Source organism: Rhizobium sp. NZLR8 (assembly GCF_019685025.1).
In the GTDB taxonomy this organism is placed as follows: Bacteria; Pseudomonadota; Alphaproteobacteria; order Rhizobiales; family Rhizobiaceae; genus Rhizobium.
Genome location: NZ_JABDVY010000001.1, coordinates 248,218 through 263,704 on the forward strand (window position 1 = coordinate 248,218; position 15,487 = coordinate 263,704).

Consider the following 15,487-nt stretch of genomic DNA (forward strand, 5'->3'; position numbering starts at 1 on the left):
CGATCACATTGCCGGCTGGACGGAGCGTTTCCGCGCCGCCTTCACCGCCTGCGCCAACGCTGCTTCAACTGTGAACGGTGACCGCTCTTCCGGCACTGAGATCATCGCAAGGTCGAGCTTGTCATAATCGACCATGTAATAGCCCGATCCGGTAGCGATGACCGCATCGGGTCTGATCGTCAACAGGTCCTGCGCCATCGTGCCGATGAACATCGGCCCGCCCCAGATGTAACGGAAAGCATAGATTGGAATACCTTCAGCCGAAGTGCCAAGGCGGCGGATATCGGTCTTCAGGCGGCGATCAGACCACGAGGTACCCGAGGAGCTCGATGAACTGCTTGAACTGGAAGAGCTGCTGGAACCAGAGCCGCCGCCCATGCCGCCGCCAGAGCTGGAATTCCCACTGGAACTGTTCTCGGAGCGGGCGAAAGCCGGTTGATTGCTATTTACGGCCACTTTTCTAACGGCGGGCGTGGTTTTCCTGCCAGGCGTAACGTTCCTGGCGGGCTCCTCACTGGCGAATAGCGTCTTGGCGCCAGGGTCGAAGATGCAACTCTGCAAGATTGCGCCTGAACCTGCAAGGAAGGTCGAGCAAAGCAGAACACGGATGATGAGCTTTCTTGTCATGTAGGGCGCCCCCGGATCGCCGTTTAGAAGAGATCGTACCTCGGATTTCGCTTTACCCATGTCGCCTTGGCGAGCTGAACGAGCCTGTCATCGAGCGATTTGGTTTTTGGAAGCGCCTTTTGTTCCTGAGCGGTCAGCTCGGCGGCAAAGGTCTCCTCCACTTTCTTCTTGGCGGCATTCGGCAAGGCCTTGAGCGCCGCCTTTGCCTGGTTCTTCGGATCGCCACTGCCTGGCATGTTGACGGCGGTCGCCAGCGCGAAATAACGGGCCGCCGTTACCAGGTTGTCAGCGTCCGCAGCGTCTTCCTTCGCCAGTATCGCGCGGTCGAGTGCACCCCAATAGTCGCCACGTTCGGCGCCCATCTCCAGCCACTTCGCAGCTTCCGCCTTGTCCGCGGCAACGCCGATGCCGTCGCGGTACATGCGCCCGAGATTAGTCGGGGCATAGGGTTGACCGCCCTCTGAAGCCCGCGTGAAAAGGTCGAGCGCTTTCGGGAGATCCTCCGGGGCGCCTTTTCCGAAACGGTAGACGAGCGCAAGATTGTTCAGCGAATAGATGTCGTTGCGCTGGACGCCGGCTTCGTAGAAGCGGATGCCGCGCTCCGGATCAGCCGGAACGTTGACGCCGTTCAGGAAGATATAGCCGAGCTCGTTCATCGCGTAGGTATGGCCGAGATCGGCGGCCTGCAGCATCAAGCGTAATCCCAGCTGCTGATCGGCCTTGGTGCCGCGGCCGTAGTAGAGGGCCTTGCCGTAGCTGTGCAGGGCAAAGGGATCGCCCTTGGCCGCACCAGCCTTGGCGATCTCGCTTGCCTTGGTTGCATCGCGCGGAACGGAGGCGCCGGACTCGTAAAGGCTCGACAATTCGTAGATTGCCCGGACATGCCCGGCATCCATCGCCTGCTTGATCGTTGCGAAAGCCGTCTTGGTGTCGCGGTTGGCAAGCTGGGCGCGGCCGAGCTGGTAGACGAAGCGGGCCACCTCGGGATAGGCCTTTATCGCCTCGGTGCAGGCCGGCAGGGCATTATCGGGGTCGATTTCGTTCGGCAGCTTGCCTGCGGTCACGCCCTGCAGGTCGAGGGGTGCGGCGGCTGCGGTGTCGCAGGCGTCGAGCACCGGCTTGAAGGTGACGGTGGCGGGCGGCAGATCGTCGTTGGCGGCCTGCAGCGTCAGGGCGAAAGGCTGATTCTCCGTGCCGATCTGCGGCTCGTAGGAAAGGCCCGGAATATCGGCTGCCTCAAGCACATGGCCGAGCCCGATTACCCGGTCTCCGGCGCGCAGCGTGCCCTTGTCGGGAAGGGCTGCGACCTTGAAGGTCATTTCCGCCGCCGATGCCGGCACGACCGGCAGGCTGGCCGCGACGGGGCCGACGCCGATCGTCGTGCCGACGTCGCGCGACAGGGTCTTCAGATAGGCGTCGGCATCGGCAAGCCGCACCTGTTTTTGCTGTTCGAGCTGGGCGAGTTTGGCGCCGGCATCCGCCGAGACGGTGATCGCGACGACGCCCTGCGTCGCCTGGCCATAGGGATCACTCACGGTGTAACCGATCAGGCCGACGGTTCCGGCGGTAACACCTGAGGAATCATAGGTCAGCGCCGTCAGCGCCGCGGCGGGCATCTTGGCGCCCTGCTCGACCGGCTTGCCGTCGAAGGTGAGTTTGCCGGTCTGGGGAAGTTGGGTCAGGGTGACGAGCAGCGTCGAGCCGGTTTCGTCATGCGGCGGGGCGATCGGCAGCTTGGTGGCGGCAGCACCTTCCGGCACGCTCACCTGCTGCATCGACTCGACGCTTGGCGGCGGCGGCGCCGGAATGAAATAGAAGCTGTCCATCAGCGAGGAGTTTTCCCAGGGGACCTGCTTGCCGCCGGTCATGGCGATGACGTCGCGGCGCACATCGGTCAGCACCTGGCGGATTTCCTTATTGGGTTCGCTGGCGCGTTTGATGAAGGATTCGGAATAGGGGCTCAGCGCCCCGGTGCCATCGAGCGCCACCTGGCCGGGTTCCGTGGAAAAGGCGATCAGACTGCCGAGATCGCTGTCGATGCGCGCAAGCCCGCGGGTGGCGCCGACCGGTTCCAGTTTTTCCGCCATCCAGAATTTCTGAGCGTTGAACGGATTGTTGCGACAGGCATCGAGGAAGATCAACTGCACCCGCGAATTCTGCTTGAGATGGTTCAGGATGAGGTCGAGCGGCATGGTCTGCGTCTCGACGTCATAGGGCGTTTCCAAGGTCGCATCGACCGGCACGATGAAATTCTGCCCGCCCACCTGGATGCCGTGGCCCGAATAATAGATCAGCCCTGCCTCGGCATTGCTGGTCGAACGCAGGAAGCGGCGCACCGTATCCTCGAGCCCGATGCGATCGACATTGATGCCGATCGTCACGTCGAAACCGGCCGCCCGCAACGTGGCTGCGACCTCTTCGACATCATTGGCGGGGTTGGGAAGCGAAGGCAGCGTCTTATAGACCGAATTGCCGATGACGAGGGCGACGCGGCGGCCGCTCTCTTGCGTGATGGCGGCATGCGCGACGCCGATCGACAGCAGTATTGCCGCCACGGTCAGCAGATAAGCGCATAGTCTCCAGGCATTGTGGAACTTGGGCATGGCTCGATCGCAAACATTCTATTGTTTAAGTTCAATAAAATTTGCTGGCCTGCTGGTGCTAGGCCCCCTCCGCATTCATCGTTTGAAAATATTCCTCACTGCTAAAAAAAGCAAGCTTCGCCCGCCTCCAAGTGAATTGGAGCAGTCCCCTCAGATTGGAAGCCCATTATCGGCAGGAAAGACTGTCGAATCAGGAATTTTATCCTGCCACCGGCAGTGGATACGTCAGCGCCGGCGAAGTTTCCTTAGCTCCGAAACGTATAGTTGCTGATCGAGGCTGGTTTCATCTCGATGGAGAAGCCCGCCAAGGTCGGCGGCATGTAGGCCGCGCTCTCGATCCGGCAGGGGTCGAGGAAGTGTTCGTGCAGGTGATCGACATATTCGATGACGCGGCCTTCCTTGGTGCCGGATACCGCGATGTAGTCGATCATCGACAGATGCTGCACATATTCGCAGAGGCCGACGCCGCCGGCATGCGGCCAGACCGGCAGGCCGAACTTGGCGGCGATCAGCAGCACGGAGAGAACCTCGTTCAGCCCGCCCATGCGGCAGGAATCGATCTGGACGATGTCGATTGCGCCTTCGGCGATGAACTGCTTGAACATGATGCGGTTCTGGCACATCTCGCCGGTCGCGACCTTCACCGGCGCGATCGCCTGGCGGATCTTGCGGTGGCCGGCAATGTCATCGGGGCTTGTCGGTTCCTCGATGAAGAAGGGCTTGGCCGGGGCAAGCGCCTTGACCCAGTCGATCGCCTGGCCGACATCCCACACCTGGTTGGCGTCGATCATCAAGTAACGATCGGGACCGATCACCTCGCGGGCGATCCTCAAGCGGCGGATATCGTCGTCCAGGTCGCGGCCGACCTTCATCTTGATATGGTTGAAGCCGGCGTCGATCGCCTCCTTGCAGAGGCGCCGCAGCTTTTCGTCCTCATAACCCAACCAGCCCGCCGAGGTCGTATAGCAGGCGTAGCCCTCTTTTTCGAGGATGGCGATACGTTCGGCCTTGCCTGCCTCGGCGCGCTTGAGGATCTCGACGGCCTCCTCACGCGTCAGCACGTCGGTGAGATAGCGGTAATCGACGATATCGGCGATCTCCTCAGGCGACATCTCGGCGACGAGCCGCCAGACGGGCTTTCCCGCCTGTTTGGCAAGCAGATCCCAGACGGCGTTGACGACGGCGCCGGTTGCCAGATGAATGGCGCCCTTTTCCGGGCCGATCCAGCGCAACTGGCTATCGCTGGTCAGATGTCGCCAGAATTTTCCGGGATGGGCGAGCACGTCGCCGAGGTCGGCGCCGACCACGAGATGGCGCATCGCTTCGATCGCCATGCAGCAAATATCGTTGCCGCGGCCGATGGTGAAGGTCAGGCCATGGCCGGCAAGATCAGACGCATCGGTGTCGAGAATGACATAGGCGGCCGAATAATCCGGATCGGGGTTCATCGCATCCGACCCATCCAGGCTTTGCGAGGTGGGAAAGCGGAGATCGAAGACACGAAGGTCGGTGATGCGGGTCATGGTTGTTCTCCCAATTGCAATAGCCCGATCGGCCGGCACGACTGCCGGCCGCAACATCAGCTGAGGTCAGATCGTCCAGCCGCCGTCGATGGCGATTGCCTGGCCTGACGTGTAGGTGGCGCCGGCGAGATAGACGGCGAGATCGGCGATCTCCTCCGGCGAGCCGAGCCGGCCCATCGGCTGGCGGGCGATGAAGGCGGCGCGGGCTGCGTCATAATCGCCCTGGGCGCGCATGCGGTCCTGCAGCGACGGGCTTTCCACCGTGCCGGGGCAGATGGCGTTACAGCGGATGCCCTCGGCGACATAATCGGCGGCAACGGATTTGGTCAGCCCGATGACCGCCGCCTTGGTGACGCCATAAGCGAAGCGGTTCGGGACGCCCTTGATGCTCGAGGCGACGGAGGCCATGTTGATGATCGACCCGTCCTTGCGTTCGCGCATGCCGGGCAGCACGGCGCGGATGGTGCGGATCATTGCCTTGACGTTGAGGTCGAGCGCAAATTCGAAATCGGAATCCTTCATCTCGAGGATCGAGCCGGCGTGAACGAAGCCGGCGCAGTTGAACAGCACGTCGACCGCGCCGATCTCGGCAACGACAGCCTTGACCGCATCCTCATCGAGCACGTTCAACTGATGGGTGGAAACCCCGGTTTCCGCAGCTAACGTCGCCAGCGCCTCGGTATTGATGTCGGTCGCCTGGACCTTGGCGCCCATCGCGGCAAAGGCTGCCGCCGTCGCCCGGCCGATGCCCTGGCCGGCGGCGGTGATGAGCACGGTCTTGCCGGAAAGTCTGTTTGTCATGTCACGGGCCTTTTCTGGAAGTGTCTACGCTGGACGATGGAATGCAATTTGTGTTGACGAGGACTAAAGCGCGTCGCATCAAACTTGGTTCATGCGACGCGCTTTAGTCCTTTGTTTTTATGCATGTCGTTACCCCGGAACCGCTGCACACTTCCGGGCGACATGCATTAAGGCATACGCCTTTTCCCACTTTGCGCGCTCTGACCGCCCTCCGGCAAGATAGTGCTGGCAGCCTGCCACCTGGTTTGGTTTCCGGAAGCGTGCGATATCTCGCGTGATACCGAGCTGCGTCTTCAGTGATGATTTGTCTGTTTATAGACAAACAGACGATCAGCCAAGGGTCAAGCGTAAACTTTTCCTTTTCCGACCGTGGTTCTGCGTATATGCAGATTGATATTCACAGGAGGAAGGAATGGAGACCGACGAGTCAGACCGCTACCGCGCTCCTGCGCTCGATAAGGGCCTCGATATCCTGGAATTGCTCGCCAGCGTCGACAGCGGTCTCACCCAGGCGGAAATTGCCAAGCGGCTCGACCGCAGTCCCAACGAATTTTATCGCATGCTCGACCGCTTGGTGCGCCGCGGTTACGTCACCCGGCTGGATGGCGACCGTTATTCGCTGACGCTGAAGCTTTTCGGTCTTGCGCAACTGCACACGCCGGTGCGCCGGCTTGCTTCCTACGCCACACCGCTGATGCGCGATCTCGCCCATCGCACGCGCCAGGCCAATCACCTTGCCGTCTTCGATCGCGGCGCGGCTGTCGTCATTGCCCAGCAGGAGGCGCCGGATTACTGGGGATTCTCGATCCGCATCGGCGCCCATATCAGCCTGTTCGACACCGGTTCGGGGCATGTGCTGCTCGCCTTCCGCAGTGAGGAGGAGCGGGAGATGATGATCTCGGAACATGTGCGCAGTCGCGCCGACATCGAGCTCGGCGCCGATTTCTACGATCGTCTCGACCAGATCCGCGAGCGCGGCTACGAGATGATGGCGAGCGCCCAGACATCCGGCGTCTACAATCTCTCCGCGCCCGTTCTCGGGCCGGATGGGCGCTGCATCGCCGCCCTCACCTGCCCCTTCATTGCGCTTGTCAATGCACCCACGGCTCCCGATATCACCCAGGCGATCATGCAGGTGCAAAAGACCGCCAACCAGCTTTCGCTGCTTGCCGGCGCCGACGTCGCAAGCCCCGCCTGACGGGCGATAATTTTTATTTGAACAATCCATTCACCGGGGATAGCTTGCGGTACAGCCTGCCTTGGAGGAGAAAAGCGTGCTCATCGACACCCATCTGCACATCATCGATCGCTCAGCACTGCCCTATCCCTGGCTTTCCCAGGTGCCCGATCTCGATCATGATTTTCTCTATGAGACCTATGCGGCCGAGGCGCGGCGCTGCGGCATCACCACGGCGCTGCACATGGAGGTCGACGTTGATCCCGCCGCGATGCAGGGCGAGACAGACCACATCGCCGGTATCGCCAGAAAGGAAGGCAGCCTGATTGCCGGCGCCATCGTCTCCTGCCGGCCGGAAGAGGAAGGCTTTGCCGCCTATCTCGAGCGGCAAAAGGCCGATTCCTTCGTCAAGGGGTTCCGCCGCGTGCTGCATGTCGTGCCCGACGACGTGTCGGAAGGCGCCCTGTTTCGCGAAAATATCCGCCGCCTTGGCGGCAGCGGCCAGACCTTCGACCTCTGCACATTGCCGCACCAGGCAGGCCGCGTGAGCGCCCTCGTCGATCTCGCGCCGGATGTGCAGTTCGTGCTCGACCATTGCGGCGTGCCGGATATCCGCTCCGATGCCTTCGAGCCATGGAAAGTCGGCCTATCGGAGATTGCCCGGCGGCCAAACGTCGTCTGCAAGGTGTCCGGCGTCGTTGCCTATGCCGATGCCGAGACATGGACGGCGCAAACTCTGCGGCCTTATATCGAACATGTGATTGCAAGTTTCGGCTGGGATCGTGTCGTCTGGGGCAGCGACTGGCCGGTCTGCACGCTCGGCGGCGGCCTCTCTACCTGGGTCGCGGCGACCCACGCCGTGCTTTCCGGCAGCAGCGAGACGGAGCGGTCCAAGCTGCTTTCCGCCAATGCACAGCGTCTCTGGTCGCTTTGACGTCACGAAATCACGTGATGTGCTGTGCCTTATAAAAGTGCTACTTTGGCATGTCTTTTGCTTGTGTAAGGACGAAGCGACGCAGTGTTTCGGTTTGGGACGACTTACCACCAAGCAATTGCTAGCTTTAGCCATCTCAGGTAAAAGTTGTCAGACACGGATTTGGCGAATACTTCTAATCCGATGTCCTCAGGAGGGAAAAAATGAAAGAAGAACCGCATTCCGTCGATGTTCACGTCGGAAAGACCATCCGTATCCAGCGTCTGCTAAGGAAAGTTTCTCAGACGGAACTGGGCGATCGGGTTGGTGTAACGTTCCAGCAGATCCAGAAATACGAAAAGGGTTCCAACCGCGTTTCCGCCAGCATGCTGGTTGAAATCGCCGGCGCGCTGAAGGTCGATGTCAGGACGTTTTTCGACGACCTGTCGGCCCCCGATACGGCCAACGACAACCCGGCTCCGAGCGAAGAATTCATTATTTCGCGCGAAGGCGTGCTTCTCAATGCGGCGTTCTTTTCGATCAAGAACGAAGCTCTTCGCAAGAAGATCCTGAAGCTCGTTCAGGCGATTGCCAACACCGAACAGCTGGATAGCGAAGCGGCCGAATAGGCCGTTGTCCTTAAGCCGATCCGCATAAGGGTCAGTGGCGATCGATCAGGATCAGATTCTCGCTGGCGTCCTTCATTGCGATCTTGGCTTTGCTGCCGAGCAGCTTTTCGAGATTGACGTCTAGCTCCCTGTCGGGATCTATGCCGTCCCAATCGATGACGACCTGCAGCAGCGCCATGTTCGTCAGGTGCATCAGATTCCGCAGCTGAAGCTTTTCAGCCTCCTCCTTGGCTGCCGACAGCAGCCGGAAGATCCTTGCGTATTCGCTGCCTGTAGCTTCGTTGCGTTGTTCAAACATCGTTCCCGCCCCTTTGGCCGTGAAACCCTACGATTCCATCACCACTGCATCTTTCTGCCGTTACCGTTATTCAAGCGTTACAGGAACCGCATTGCGCGTGACTTCGGCGTGCAGCAGCTCCCAATGCGAGGTCGCGGCAAAGCGCCAGTCACGGTTAACGGGCAGGAATTCGTCCCGGCGCAGCCAATCCAGCACCAGCCGGGCGTCGCTGCGCTTGCGCTCGACGCGATTCTGGCGGACAGCGGCGAGGATCTGGTCGCGGCGCGGCTTGCGGAAATGGCACTCGTCGACGACCTTGGCATAGGTGCGTTCGGAAAAATGTAGGAAACGGCCGGCAAGCAGCAGTTTCTTGCGCTCGCCCGACGAGATCTCGCCATTGGCAAGAAGCGCATCGATCGTCGGCTCGAAATCGACCCAGGGCACCGAGAGCGGCAGCCAACCCAGCGCCTGCGGTGCATGCACCAGCGCGACGGCTTCGTCGTCGAGCAGCCGCCCGGCCTCGTAATCTTCGAAGATCGAGCCAAGCCCGACCATGCCGAAGGGCGCGCATTCGGCCGCCCGCAACGCGCCCATGCTGGCGCCGCCGGCAACGGCGACATCATGTTCGAGCGCGAACAGAATTTCCTTGTGCCAGACCGAGGGCAGATCGCCGAAATAACCGTCGACGAGGCCGATCGCGGTGGCGCCGTCGTGAACGGCCTTGAGGATATCGCCGCAGGCGGCCGGCGGCCGGAAATCGATGCGAGGAGACATGGCTCTCGCCGCGGCAAGATCGCTGCCAAGGCTGGGGCCTACGAACAGCACCTTCATGGCTGGGCTCCTCTCATGGTGTTGACTGCCCGCATGCCGAGCTGGATGTACTGGCCCGAGATATCGACCTCCAGGCCGGGCACGATCACCCTGAGGACCGAGACCGGCAGGGTCCGATGCGCAAACGGCACGACGATGATCTGTTCGATGCCGCTTGCCGCCAGCCGCTCGACAATCTCGCCGATGGTTTCCTGGATCGTCGCAGCGCGGCAATGACGGGCCTGGAACGCGCGCATCCGGCCGTCGCCCTCGCAGAGCTCGACCACCTGCTGCATCGCCGCACTCTGGTCGAGCCGCTGATAGATGCGCGGCGAGAAATCGTCACGGCTGCCGGCAATCGCGGTCAACCGGCTCTGCGCCGCTTCGGTGATGGCGCGCAGCGCCGCGCGCACGGGGTCGGGGTGGCAGCCGCAGCCGCCGCAGACATGCGCCCAGCGCGCGTCGACACGGTCGGAAAGATTGCCTGGCATGATGACGGCCAGAAAAGCGGGAATGCCGATATCCGTGGTCATGTCGAGCAGCAGCAGCCGCATGCCGGCGCGGGTGATCCGATCGGTCATGATGTCGATGACCGCATCGCCGAAGGAGGCGGGATCGATGCGGCTTTCCTTCAGTTGCTGCGGCGATTTCAGCTGGGTTAAGGCCCAGGCGTCACGTTCCACCAGCTCGCAAAGTCCATGCAGGACCGCTTCGGACGGTGTGTTGCCGGAGGCAAGTCCATCGCTCGACTGCTCGAAGCCCGGCGGCCTTTCGCCGCAATGGTCGAGGCCGACGAGCCACCAGGGCACGTAGACAGTGCTGCCGGAAAGGATGTCGAGCCCGGAGCACCAGGGAATGAGACCGTTGCCGATCTCGTCTGGCGCGCAACGGGCGACATTGTCGAGATCGATCATGGCGGCATGTTCCGCCCGCATGCTTGCGGTCGTCGCCAGCGTCACATCGGCGGGTGGGATTTCGGCGATCCGCGTCTCGATCGCTTCCATGGCGGCCGAGGTCATGGCGGCATCGTTGTCGATACCCTTGCCCTGGAAGACCGAGAGCGTATGGCTGTTCGGCCGCGTCGCGAAGGCGACCGGGATGTTCAAGACGTCCAGAGCGGTCAGCAGGCCGACGCGCGTGATGCCGAATTCGCGCAGATGCGGCCTGATGGCTGCAAGTGTCTGAGCAGGCGTGACGGCGCGGTCATGATAATCGCTGACGCCGGCCGATGATCGTTTGAGGTCACCGGCAAGCGTTTCGAGAGCATTTCCGTTTTTCTTCGAATCAAGAAAATGTTCTATCTTTTTGTTTTCACGCAATTCCGGACGCAAAACCGCTTCACACTTTTGCTGGAATTGCTCTAGATCGGCGAAAGCGGACATACCGGTCTCGTCCTTAACGGAACCTCAGCGCATGCGTCAGGCTCTCGAGCGCATTGGCGGAAACGTTGAGTTCATCTTGTTTCATCGCTGCTCTGGCAGCTGCAGAGAAGCGCAGGGACTGTGTCTGAACTGCGGTGGTTTCAGCATTCGTCTTCATGTTCCATCTCCAATTGGTCGGGCAGCTCGCTGCCGTTAACCATTGGAGAGAAACATTGCCCGCGTCATTTAAGCGTTACAGGCTTCGTTAAAAGGCGATGCAATCAGGGAAGACCGGCGAGTTGCAGGCCTTTTATCAGCGGTTCGGTGAAGGCGGGATCGCGATCGGGGACGAAATGACGGATGTCCTCGCTGCGAAAATCGGGGAAGTTTTCCAGCACCGTCCGGGCATAGTTCTCGGCCTTGCCCTTGTCGCCCGCCATCGCATGCGAGGCGGCAAGCAGTCTCGCCGTCGCCTGTTTGGTCTTCACCGGTTCCAGCGCCTCGATCGCCTTTTCATACTCTTCGCGCATGAAGTGGATGCCGCCGAGGTTCCAGTAATAATAGTCCGGCGGCAGTGGATTGAGCTTGAAGGCCGCGCGGCTGAGCTCCAGCGCCCGGTCGAAATCGCCGTCATGGGAAAGCGCGTCGGCAAAATCGGCGAGGATGTCGGCATCGTTGGGATTGAGATCCTGGGCCTGCTGGAAATATTCCAGACTTTCGTCGAAGCGGCGGCGATAAAGCGCCACAAAGCCAAGCTCGCGGTAGGCCCGGCCGCTGTTCGGGTCGGACTGCTGCGCAAGGCGGGCGGCACCGTTGGCCTCATCGAGCAGTTCCTTGTCGCGCATGCCGCGGATCAGCCATTCCATGCCGAGTGCGCGTGACACGCCGGCATGGGCGGCCGAGAAATGCTCATAACGATTGAGCGAGGATTTGAACCATTTGCGCGCCTGGCGCAGATGCTGCAGGTCGGTATGGGCGATCAGCCGCTTGCCTTCGAGATAGAGACGATAGGCAGAGGCCGGCGCCTCGCCAATTGGCATCGCCAATTCGTGGCGCTCGATCGTGTCGGCGAGCGAGGAGACGATCCGCCGCGTCAGATGGGTGAAGGACTCGCTGATCTTCTGCATGACCAGCGGCAGTTCGATGGCCCAGATCACCTCCGACGTCGTCGTCCGGGTCAGCCGGCAAGTCGCAAAGACATCCTCGTCGCGGCCCTGAATGGTGACGTAGACCGCATAGTCGAAGCTGAGGTCGAGCGGGCCGGGCACGGCACGCGCGGGATCGATCGAGCGGCTGAGGATCTCCAGGCTCGTATGCGCCGCAATCACCTTGAAGCCGCGCTGCTGGCTGAGGCCGATGGTGACGTCTTCGAGAAGCGCCCTGCCGACGCGCTCCATCAGCGGATCGGTGAAGATGCTTTCCGGCGGCAGGATGATGATGCGCGGCTGGCCAAGCAGATCGGCAAACATTCCCGGCGCCGATGGGCGCTCCGGCACTGCCGCTTGTGCTGCCGGGATCAGGCCGAGTTCGCGGGCGAGCGCTGTGGTGCTTTCCTCCGGCTCGGTGTCGAAGTCGTCCTTCAGCTGGCTCTTGCACTTCAGATAGGCCTGGCGGGCCGCAGCCGGATCGTTCATCCTGACATGGGTGCGCATCAAGGCGCGATAGGCCGTCTCACTGGCAGGATCGAGTTCCAGCAGGCGCTTGGCAAGTGCGACCTGCTCCTCGTCCGACCTGTCTTCTGACGTCTCGATCAGCCGGGTGAGATGGGCGGAGCGCAATTCGTCGATACGCTGGCGCTCAAAGGTCAGCCAGTCCTCGGCGCCCTGCGTCGGCGATTTGGCGCCTTCCAGCAATTCGCCGTTCAGCATATCGCTGTCTTCGGGGGCGAGCGGCGCTTTCTGCTTCAGGAGATGAACGTCGACCTCCCAGCCGTCCGCAAGCCCGATATGGGTTCGGGTTGCGGCAAGCAGCGGCGGAAGGTCGGCGGGAATGCTCTGTTCGATACGCGACAGCAGCTGGCGCAGGCTGCCGGCACGCTTTTCCGGCAGTTCCGATTGCCAGAGCTGTCGCCTGACGGTTTCGCGGTCCAGTTCGAGATTGGCTTCGGCGGCGAGCATGGCGAGGAGAAAATAAGACTTCTCCGGCAAGGGGAGTTCCCTCCCCGCTGCCAGCAGCCTCGGTCTTCCGAGCAGGCACAGCCTGTTCGTCGACATCTGTCCGGATGTCCGTTGCATCCCGGTTCTCACCCCTGAAAGCCAAGGCGCGCAAACGCAGCCGCCGCAGAAATGATGTTAGAACTATAAGAGCGCCGCGCATAGCGGCAAAAGAAGAAGTTTCAGCGAATATTTGCATTTTCACGTGTCGCTCGCCGAGAAGATGCTTTGCCGATATTTTCCATGAGAGACGATTCGCGTGCCGATGCGGCACTGTCACCAAATATATTTCAATATGGAGTCGGCCTGCCACTGATTTTGTAAGGCGCTTGTTCGGCCCCTTTGACACCGAAGCGCTGTCGATAGTCACCGGGAGAAAGACCTGTAATTTTGCCGAAAACTTTACGAAAAGCGCTCGGATCGTTGTAACCGACCTCCCACGCGATCTTTTCGACAGGCAGCTTGCCGAACTGCAGAAGCTCGCGTGCCTTGCCGACGCGAAGCCGCTGGATGTAATCCCCCGTTGTGAGTCCCGTCGCTTTTTGGAAGCGACGAATGAACGTCCGCCGCTCAAGTCCTGCTTGAGCGGACAAAGCGGCAAGACTCATCTCCTTGCCATCATGCGCCTGAAGCCAATGTTGAACCTTCAAAATAGCCAGGTCTCCGTGATCGAGCCTGGGTGAAAAGGCGCTGTAGTTCCTTTGCTCGCGCCCCGGGGGGTCAATCACAAATGCGCGCGCTGTGCTGATCATGATGGATGGGCCGAGAAAACGGTCGACAAGTCTGAGGGTCAGGTCGATCCATGACATGGCGCCGCCTGCCGTTATCAAATCACCGTCATCGATGATGAGCCGATCAGTATCGACGACAACTTTCGGGAACCGCAATCGGAATTCCTCTTCATAAGCCCAATGCGTGGTTGCGGTTCGACCGGTCAGCAATCCGGTCTCTGCAAGTAGGAAGGCCCCTTTGCACACTGAGGCAAGGCAGGTGCCTTGCGCGTGAAGCGCATGCAGCCATTTGGAATATTCACTCGCAGTCTCTTTCGAAGCAAGCTCTCCTAAACCGGGTGGGATAACGAGGACGCTCGGGGCGTTCTCTTTCCCGGGCGAGGTGTCGAAAATGCACGTTGGAATGCTGTCGTTCGGCTCTTTTTGCCAATGCGTGATCCTTAGCGAAGGCATTTTGCCATCGGTTTGCAGTCTGGTTTGTCTCTCAGCGTAAGTCAGGAGGTCGGTCATGCCCAGGACTGCCGCCGCCTGCGAGCCTGGATAGACCAGGATACCGATTTCTGTCGGAAACTGTCTCATGGCAATATCACCCCGAACTTTGTCGATATCGCCACTCCTATCACAAGGGAGAAGCGGATATCCAGGGCACCTGACGAATTGAAAAGGAACAATCACATGAGCAAGCGTGCAATCATCGCCATCGACCTTCAGAAGGATTATCTGTCATCGGGAAGACACGCTCTTGTCGGAATTGATCAGGCAACTGCCAATGCAGTCAAAGTGTTAGACGCCGCACGCGCATCCGGGGACAGGGTGATCCATATACGCCACGAAGGCAGAGCCGATGCTCCGTTTTTTGCGAGGGGCACAACGGGTGTCGATTTCATACCAGCCGTTGAACCAAAGAGCGGTGAAACCGTCATCACAAAGCACTATCCGAACTCATTCCGGGAAACGGACCTGAAGCAGCAGCTGGACGCAGAAGGTATCCAGGAGGTCGTGCTGGTCGGCGCGATGAGCCATATGTGCATCGATGCCACCAGCCGTGCGTCTGTTGATTACGGCTATGACACCATCATCGTCCATGACGCCTGCGCCACCCGTGATCTCAGTTTTGATGGCCAGCTCATCTCGGCCGCGCAGGTTCATGCCGCATATATGGGCGCGCTTGCTGCTGGCTACGGTAAGGTCCTTGCCGTGAGCGAACTCCTGTCAGCTTAATGTGCGTCGACGAAGGACATCGGCGCTGACGATCGCGTTGTCGAGAGTGCTGCCCGCGTCCGCCCCGATGCGGCCATGCTCTTGCAACCGCGAGGTAGATGGCGCCCGAAAGACCTGACACGGATCAAGGCACTCGATAGTTTACACCTTCAACCGAAAGTGGGACTGCGGCTGCAGCTGGACAAAGCCGCCGATCGTCTCTGCTTTATCGAAGGTGGCAAACCGCCTCGATGTTGTAGCCGTCAGGGTCGAGGACGAAGGCAGCATAGTAATCTGCATGATAATGCGGGCGCAGTCCGGGCGGACCGTTGTCCGTCCCCCCGGCGGACAGAGAGGCATTGTAAAAAGCGTCCACCACAGCACGACTTTCTGCAGCGAAGGCGATATGGACGCGGGGATGATGCAGTTCGCCTCGGGAAATCCAGAAATCACCGCCCGGATCCAAGCTGCGGCCAAAACCTTCTGCTACACCGAAGCCGGCAGCAACACCCAGATCTTTGAGCAACCTGTAGCCGAGCGGCATAAGAGCGGCGGTGTAAAATACTTGGGAGCGCGCGAAATCGCTCACGGTGATTCCGGTGTGATCGATCACGTAAACCTCCGATTTGCGAAACGTTCTTTGTTTGTTCTATATCGGCATCCGATTTCGCGCAACTGCTAT

At 60.5% G+C, this 15,487-nt stretch carries 15 protein-coding genes; 4 read left to right on the top strand and 11 right to left on the bottom strand.

The annotated features are described in order from the left end of the window. Window positions 1–3: 3 nt before the first annotated feature. The 4 genes from HJB89_RS33055 to HJB89_RS01205 form a co-directional block, all read right to left on the bottom strand. Window positions 4–627 (bottom strand): tail fiber domain-containing protein, encoded by a 624-nt coding sequence (locus tag HJB89_RS33055; RefSeq protein ID WP_246762884.1) that lies wholly within the window; start codon window positions 625–627, stop codon window positions 4–6. 23 nt (window positions 628–650) lie between these two features. After that, window positions 651–3,230, bottom strand: coding sequence for a caspase family protein (locus tag HJB89_RS01195; RefSeq protein ID WP_221148708.1), 2,580 nt, complete (start codon window positions 3,228–3,230; stop codon window positions 651–653). A gap of 245 nt (window positions 3,231–3,475) precedes the next feature. Continuing rightward, on the bottom strand, window positions 3,476–4,753 hold the full coding sequence (locus tag HJB89_RS01200; RefSeq protein ID WP_207585391.1) for an L-fuconate dehydratase: 1,278 nt from the start codon (window positions 4,751–4,753) through the stop codon (window positions 3,476–3,478). A 66-nt stretch (window positions 4,754–4,819) separates the two neighbouring features. Further along, entirely contained in the window at window positions 4,820–5,554 is a 735-nt protein-coding gene (locus tag HJB89_RS01205; protein WP_221148711.1) for an SDR family oxidoreductase, read from the bottom strand. A 412-nt stretch (window positions 5,555–5,966) separates the two neighbouring features. Between HJB89_RS01205 and HJB89_RS01210 the strand changes: the two genes are divergently transcribed. The 3 genes from HJB89_RS01210 (at window position 5,967) to HJB89_RS01220 (ending at window position 8,273) form a co-directional block, all read left to right on the top strand. After that, window positions 5,967–6,752, top strand: coding sequence for an IclR family transcriptional regulator (locus HJB89_RS01210; RefSeq protein ID WP_221115577.1), 786 nt, complete (start codon window positions 5,967–5,969; stop codon window positions 6,750–6,752). A gap of 76 nt (window positions 6,753–6,828) precedes the next feature. Further along, a complete protein-coding gene (locus HJB89_RS01215; RefSeq protein ID WP_221132928.1) occupies window positions 6,829–7,665 on the top strand; it encodes an amidohydrolase in 837 nt (278 codons plus the stop codon). Window positions 7,666–7,868: 203 nt separating this feature from the next. Then, a complete protein-coding gene (locus HJB89_RS01220; RefSeq protein WP_207585395.1) occupies window positions 7,869–8,273 on the top strand; it encodes a helix-turn-helix domain-containing protein in 405 nt (134 codons plus the stop codon). Between the two features lie 31 nt (window positions 8,274–8,304). On the opposite strand, the gene HJB89_RS01225 is transcribed toward HJB89_RS01220, so the two are convergent. The 6 genes from HJB89_RS01225 to HJB89_RS01250 form a co-directional block, all read right to left on the bottom strand. Then, complete coding sequence (locus HJB89_RS01225) at window positions 8,305–8,571, bottom strand: hypothetical protein (RefSeq protein ID WP_207585396.1); 267 nt, start codon at window positions 8,569–8,571, stop codon at window positions 8,305–8,307. A 66-nt stretch (window positions 8,572–8,637) separates the two neighbouring features. Then, a complete protein-coding gene (locus HJB89_RS01230) occupies window positions 8,638–9,381 on the bottom strand; it encodes a TfuA-like protein (protein ID WP_207585397.1) in 744 nt (247 codons plus the stop codon). Beyond that, on the bottom strand, window positions 9,378–10,742 hold the full coding sequence (locus HJB89_RS01235) for a YcaO-like family protein (protein WP_259671958.1): 1,365 nt from the start codon (window positions 10,740–10,742) through the stop codon (window positions 9,378–9,380). Before HJB89_RS01235 ends, HJB89_RS01230 begins: the two co-directional genes overlap by 4 nt. A gap of 13 nt (window positions 10,743–10,755) precedes the next feature. Continuing rightward, window positions 10,756–10,899 carry a hypothetical protein gene (locus HJB89_RS01240; RefSeq protein ID WP_165504814.1) on the bottom strand — a complete coding sequence of 48 codons (144 nt, stop codon included), beginning with the start codon at window positions 10,897–10,899 and terminating at the stop codon, window positions 10,756–10,758. 103 nt (window positions 10,900–11,002) lie between these two features. Beyond that, complete coding sequence (locus HJB89_RS01245) at window positions 11,003–12,955, bottom strand: tetratricopeptide repeat protein (protein ID WP_221168293.1); 1,953 nt, start codon at window positions 12,953–12,955, stop codon at window positions 11,003–11,005. A gap of 209 nt (window positions 12,956–13,164) precedes the next feature. Next, window positions 13,165–14,184, bottom strand: a complete 1,020-nt coding sequence (locus HJB89_RS01250; protein ID WP_221115579.1) for a GlxA family transcriptional regulator — start codon at window positions 14,182–14,184, stop codon at window positions 13,165–13,167. 96 nt (window positions 14,185–14,280) lie between these two features. Here HJB89_RS01250 and HJB89_RS01255 point away from each other — a divergent pair, with 96 nt between their 5' ends. Next, on the top strand, window positions 14,281–14,826 hold the full coding sequence (locus tag HJB89_RS01255) for a cysteine hydrolase family protein (RefSeq protein ID WP_221132929.1): 546 nt from the start codon (window positions 14,281–14,283) through the stop codon (window positions 14,824–14,826). Window positions 14,827–15,031: 205 nt separating this feature from the next. On the opposite strand, the gene HJB89_RS01260 is transcribed toward HJB89_RS01255, so the two are convergent. Then, on the bottom strand, window positions 15,032–15,418 hold the full coding sequence (locus HJB89_RS01260) for a VOC family protein (RefSeq protein WP_221148713.1): 387 nt from the start codon (window positions 15,416–15,418) through the stop codon (window positions 15,032–15,034). Window positions 15,419–15,487: the final 69 nt, after the last annotated feature.

Bases quoted from the DNA above. Each gene is read 5' to 3' on its own strand.
- HJB89_RS33055 (WP_246762884.1), bottom strand. From the start codon at position 627: ATGACAAGAAAGCTCATCATCCGTGTTCTGCTTTGCTCGACCTTCCTT.
- HJB89_RS01195 (WP_221148708.1), bottom strand. From the start codon at position 3,230: ATGCCCAAGTTCCACAATGCCTGGAGACTATGCGCTTATCTGCTGACC.
- HJB89_RS01200 (WP_207585391.1), bottom strand. From the start codon at position 4,753: ATGACCCGCATCACCGACCTTCGTGTCTTCGATCTCCGCTTTCCCACC.
- HJB89_RS01205 (WP_221148711.1), bottom strand. From the start codon at position 5,554: ATGACAAACAGACTTTCCGGCAAGACCGTGCTCATCACCGCCGCCGGC.
- HJB89_RS01210 (WP_221115577.1), top strand. From the start codon at position 5,967: ATGGAGACCGACGAGTCAGACCGCTACCGCGCTCCTGCGCTCGATAAG.
- HJB89_RS01220 (WP_207585395.1), top strand. From the start codon at position 7,869: ATGAAAGAAGAACCGCATTCCGTCGATGTTCACGTCGGAAAGACCATC.
- HJB89_RS01225 (WP_207585396.1), bottom strand. From the start codon at position 8,571: ATGTTTGAACAACGCAACGAAGCTACAGGCAGCGAATACGCAAGGATC.
- HJB89_RS01230 (WP_207585397.1), bottom strand. From the start codon at position 9,381: ATGAAGGTGCTGTTCGTAGGCCCCAGCCTTGGCAGCGATCTTGCCGCG.
- HJB89_RS01235 (WP_259671958.1), bottom strand. From the start codon at position 10,742: ATGTCCGCTTTCGCCGATCTAGAGCAATTCCAGCAAAAGTGTGAAGCG.
- HJB89_RS01240 (WP_165504814.1), bottom strand. From the start codon at position 10,899: ATGAAGACGAATGCTGAAACCACCGCAGTTCAGACACAGTCCCTGCGC.
- HJB89_RS01245 (WP_221168293.1), bottom strand. From the start codon at position 12,955: ATGCAACGGACATCCGGACAGATGTCGACGAACAGGCTGTGCCTGCTC.
- HJB89_RS01250 (WP_221115579.1), bottom strand. From the start codon at position 14,184: ATGAGACAGTTTCCGACAGAAATCGGTATCCTGGTCTATCCAGGCTCG.
- HJB89_RS01255 (WP_221132929.1), top strand. From the start codon at position 14,281: ATGAGCAAGCGTGCAATCATCGCCATCGACCTTCAGAAGGATTATCTG.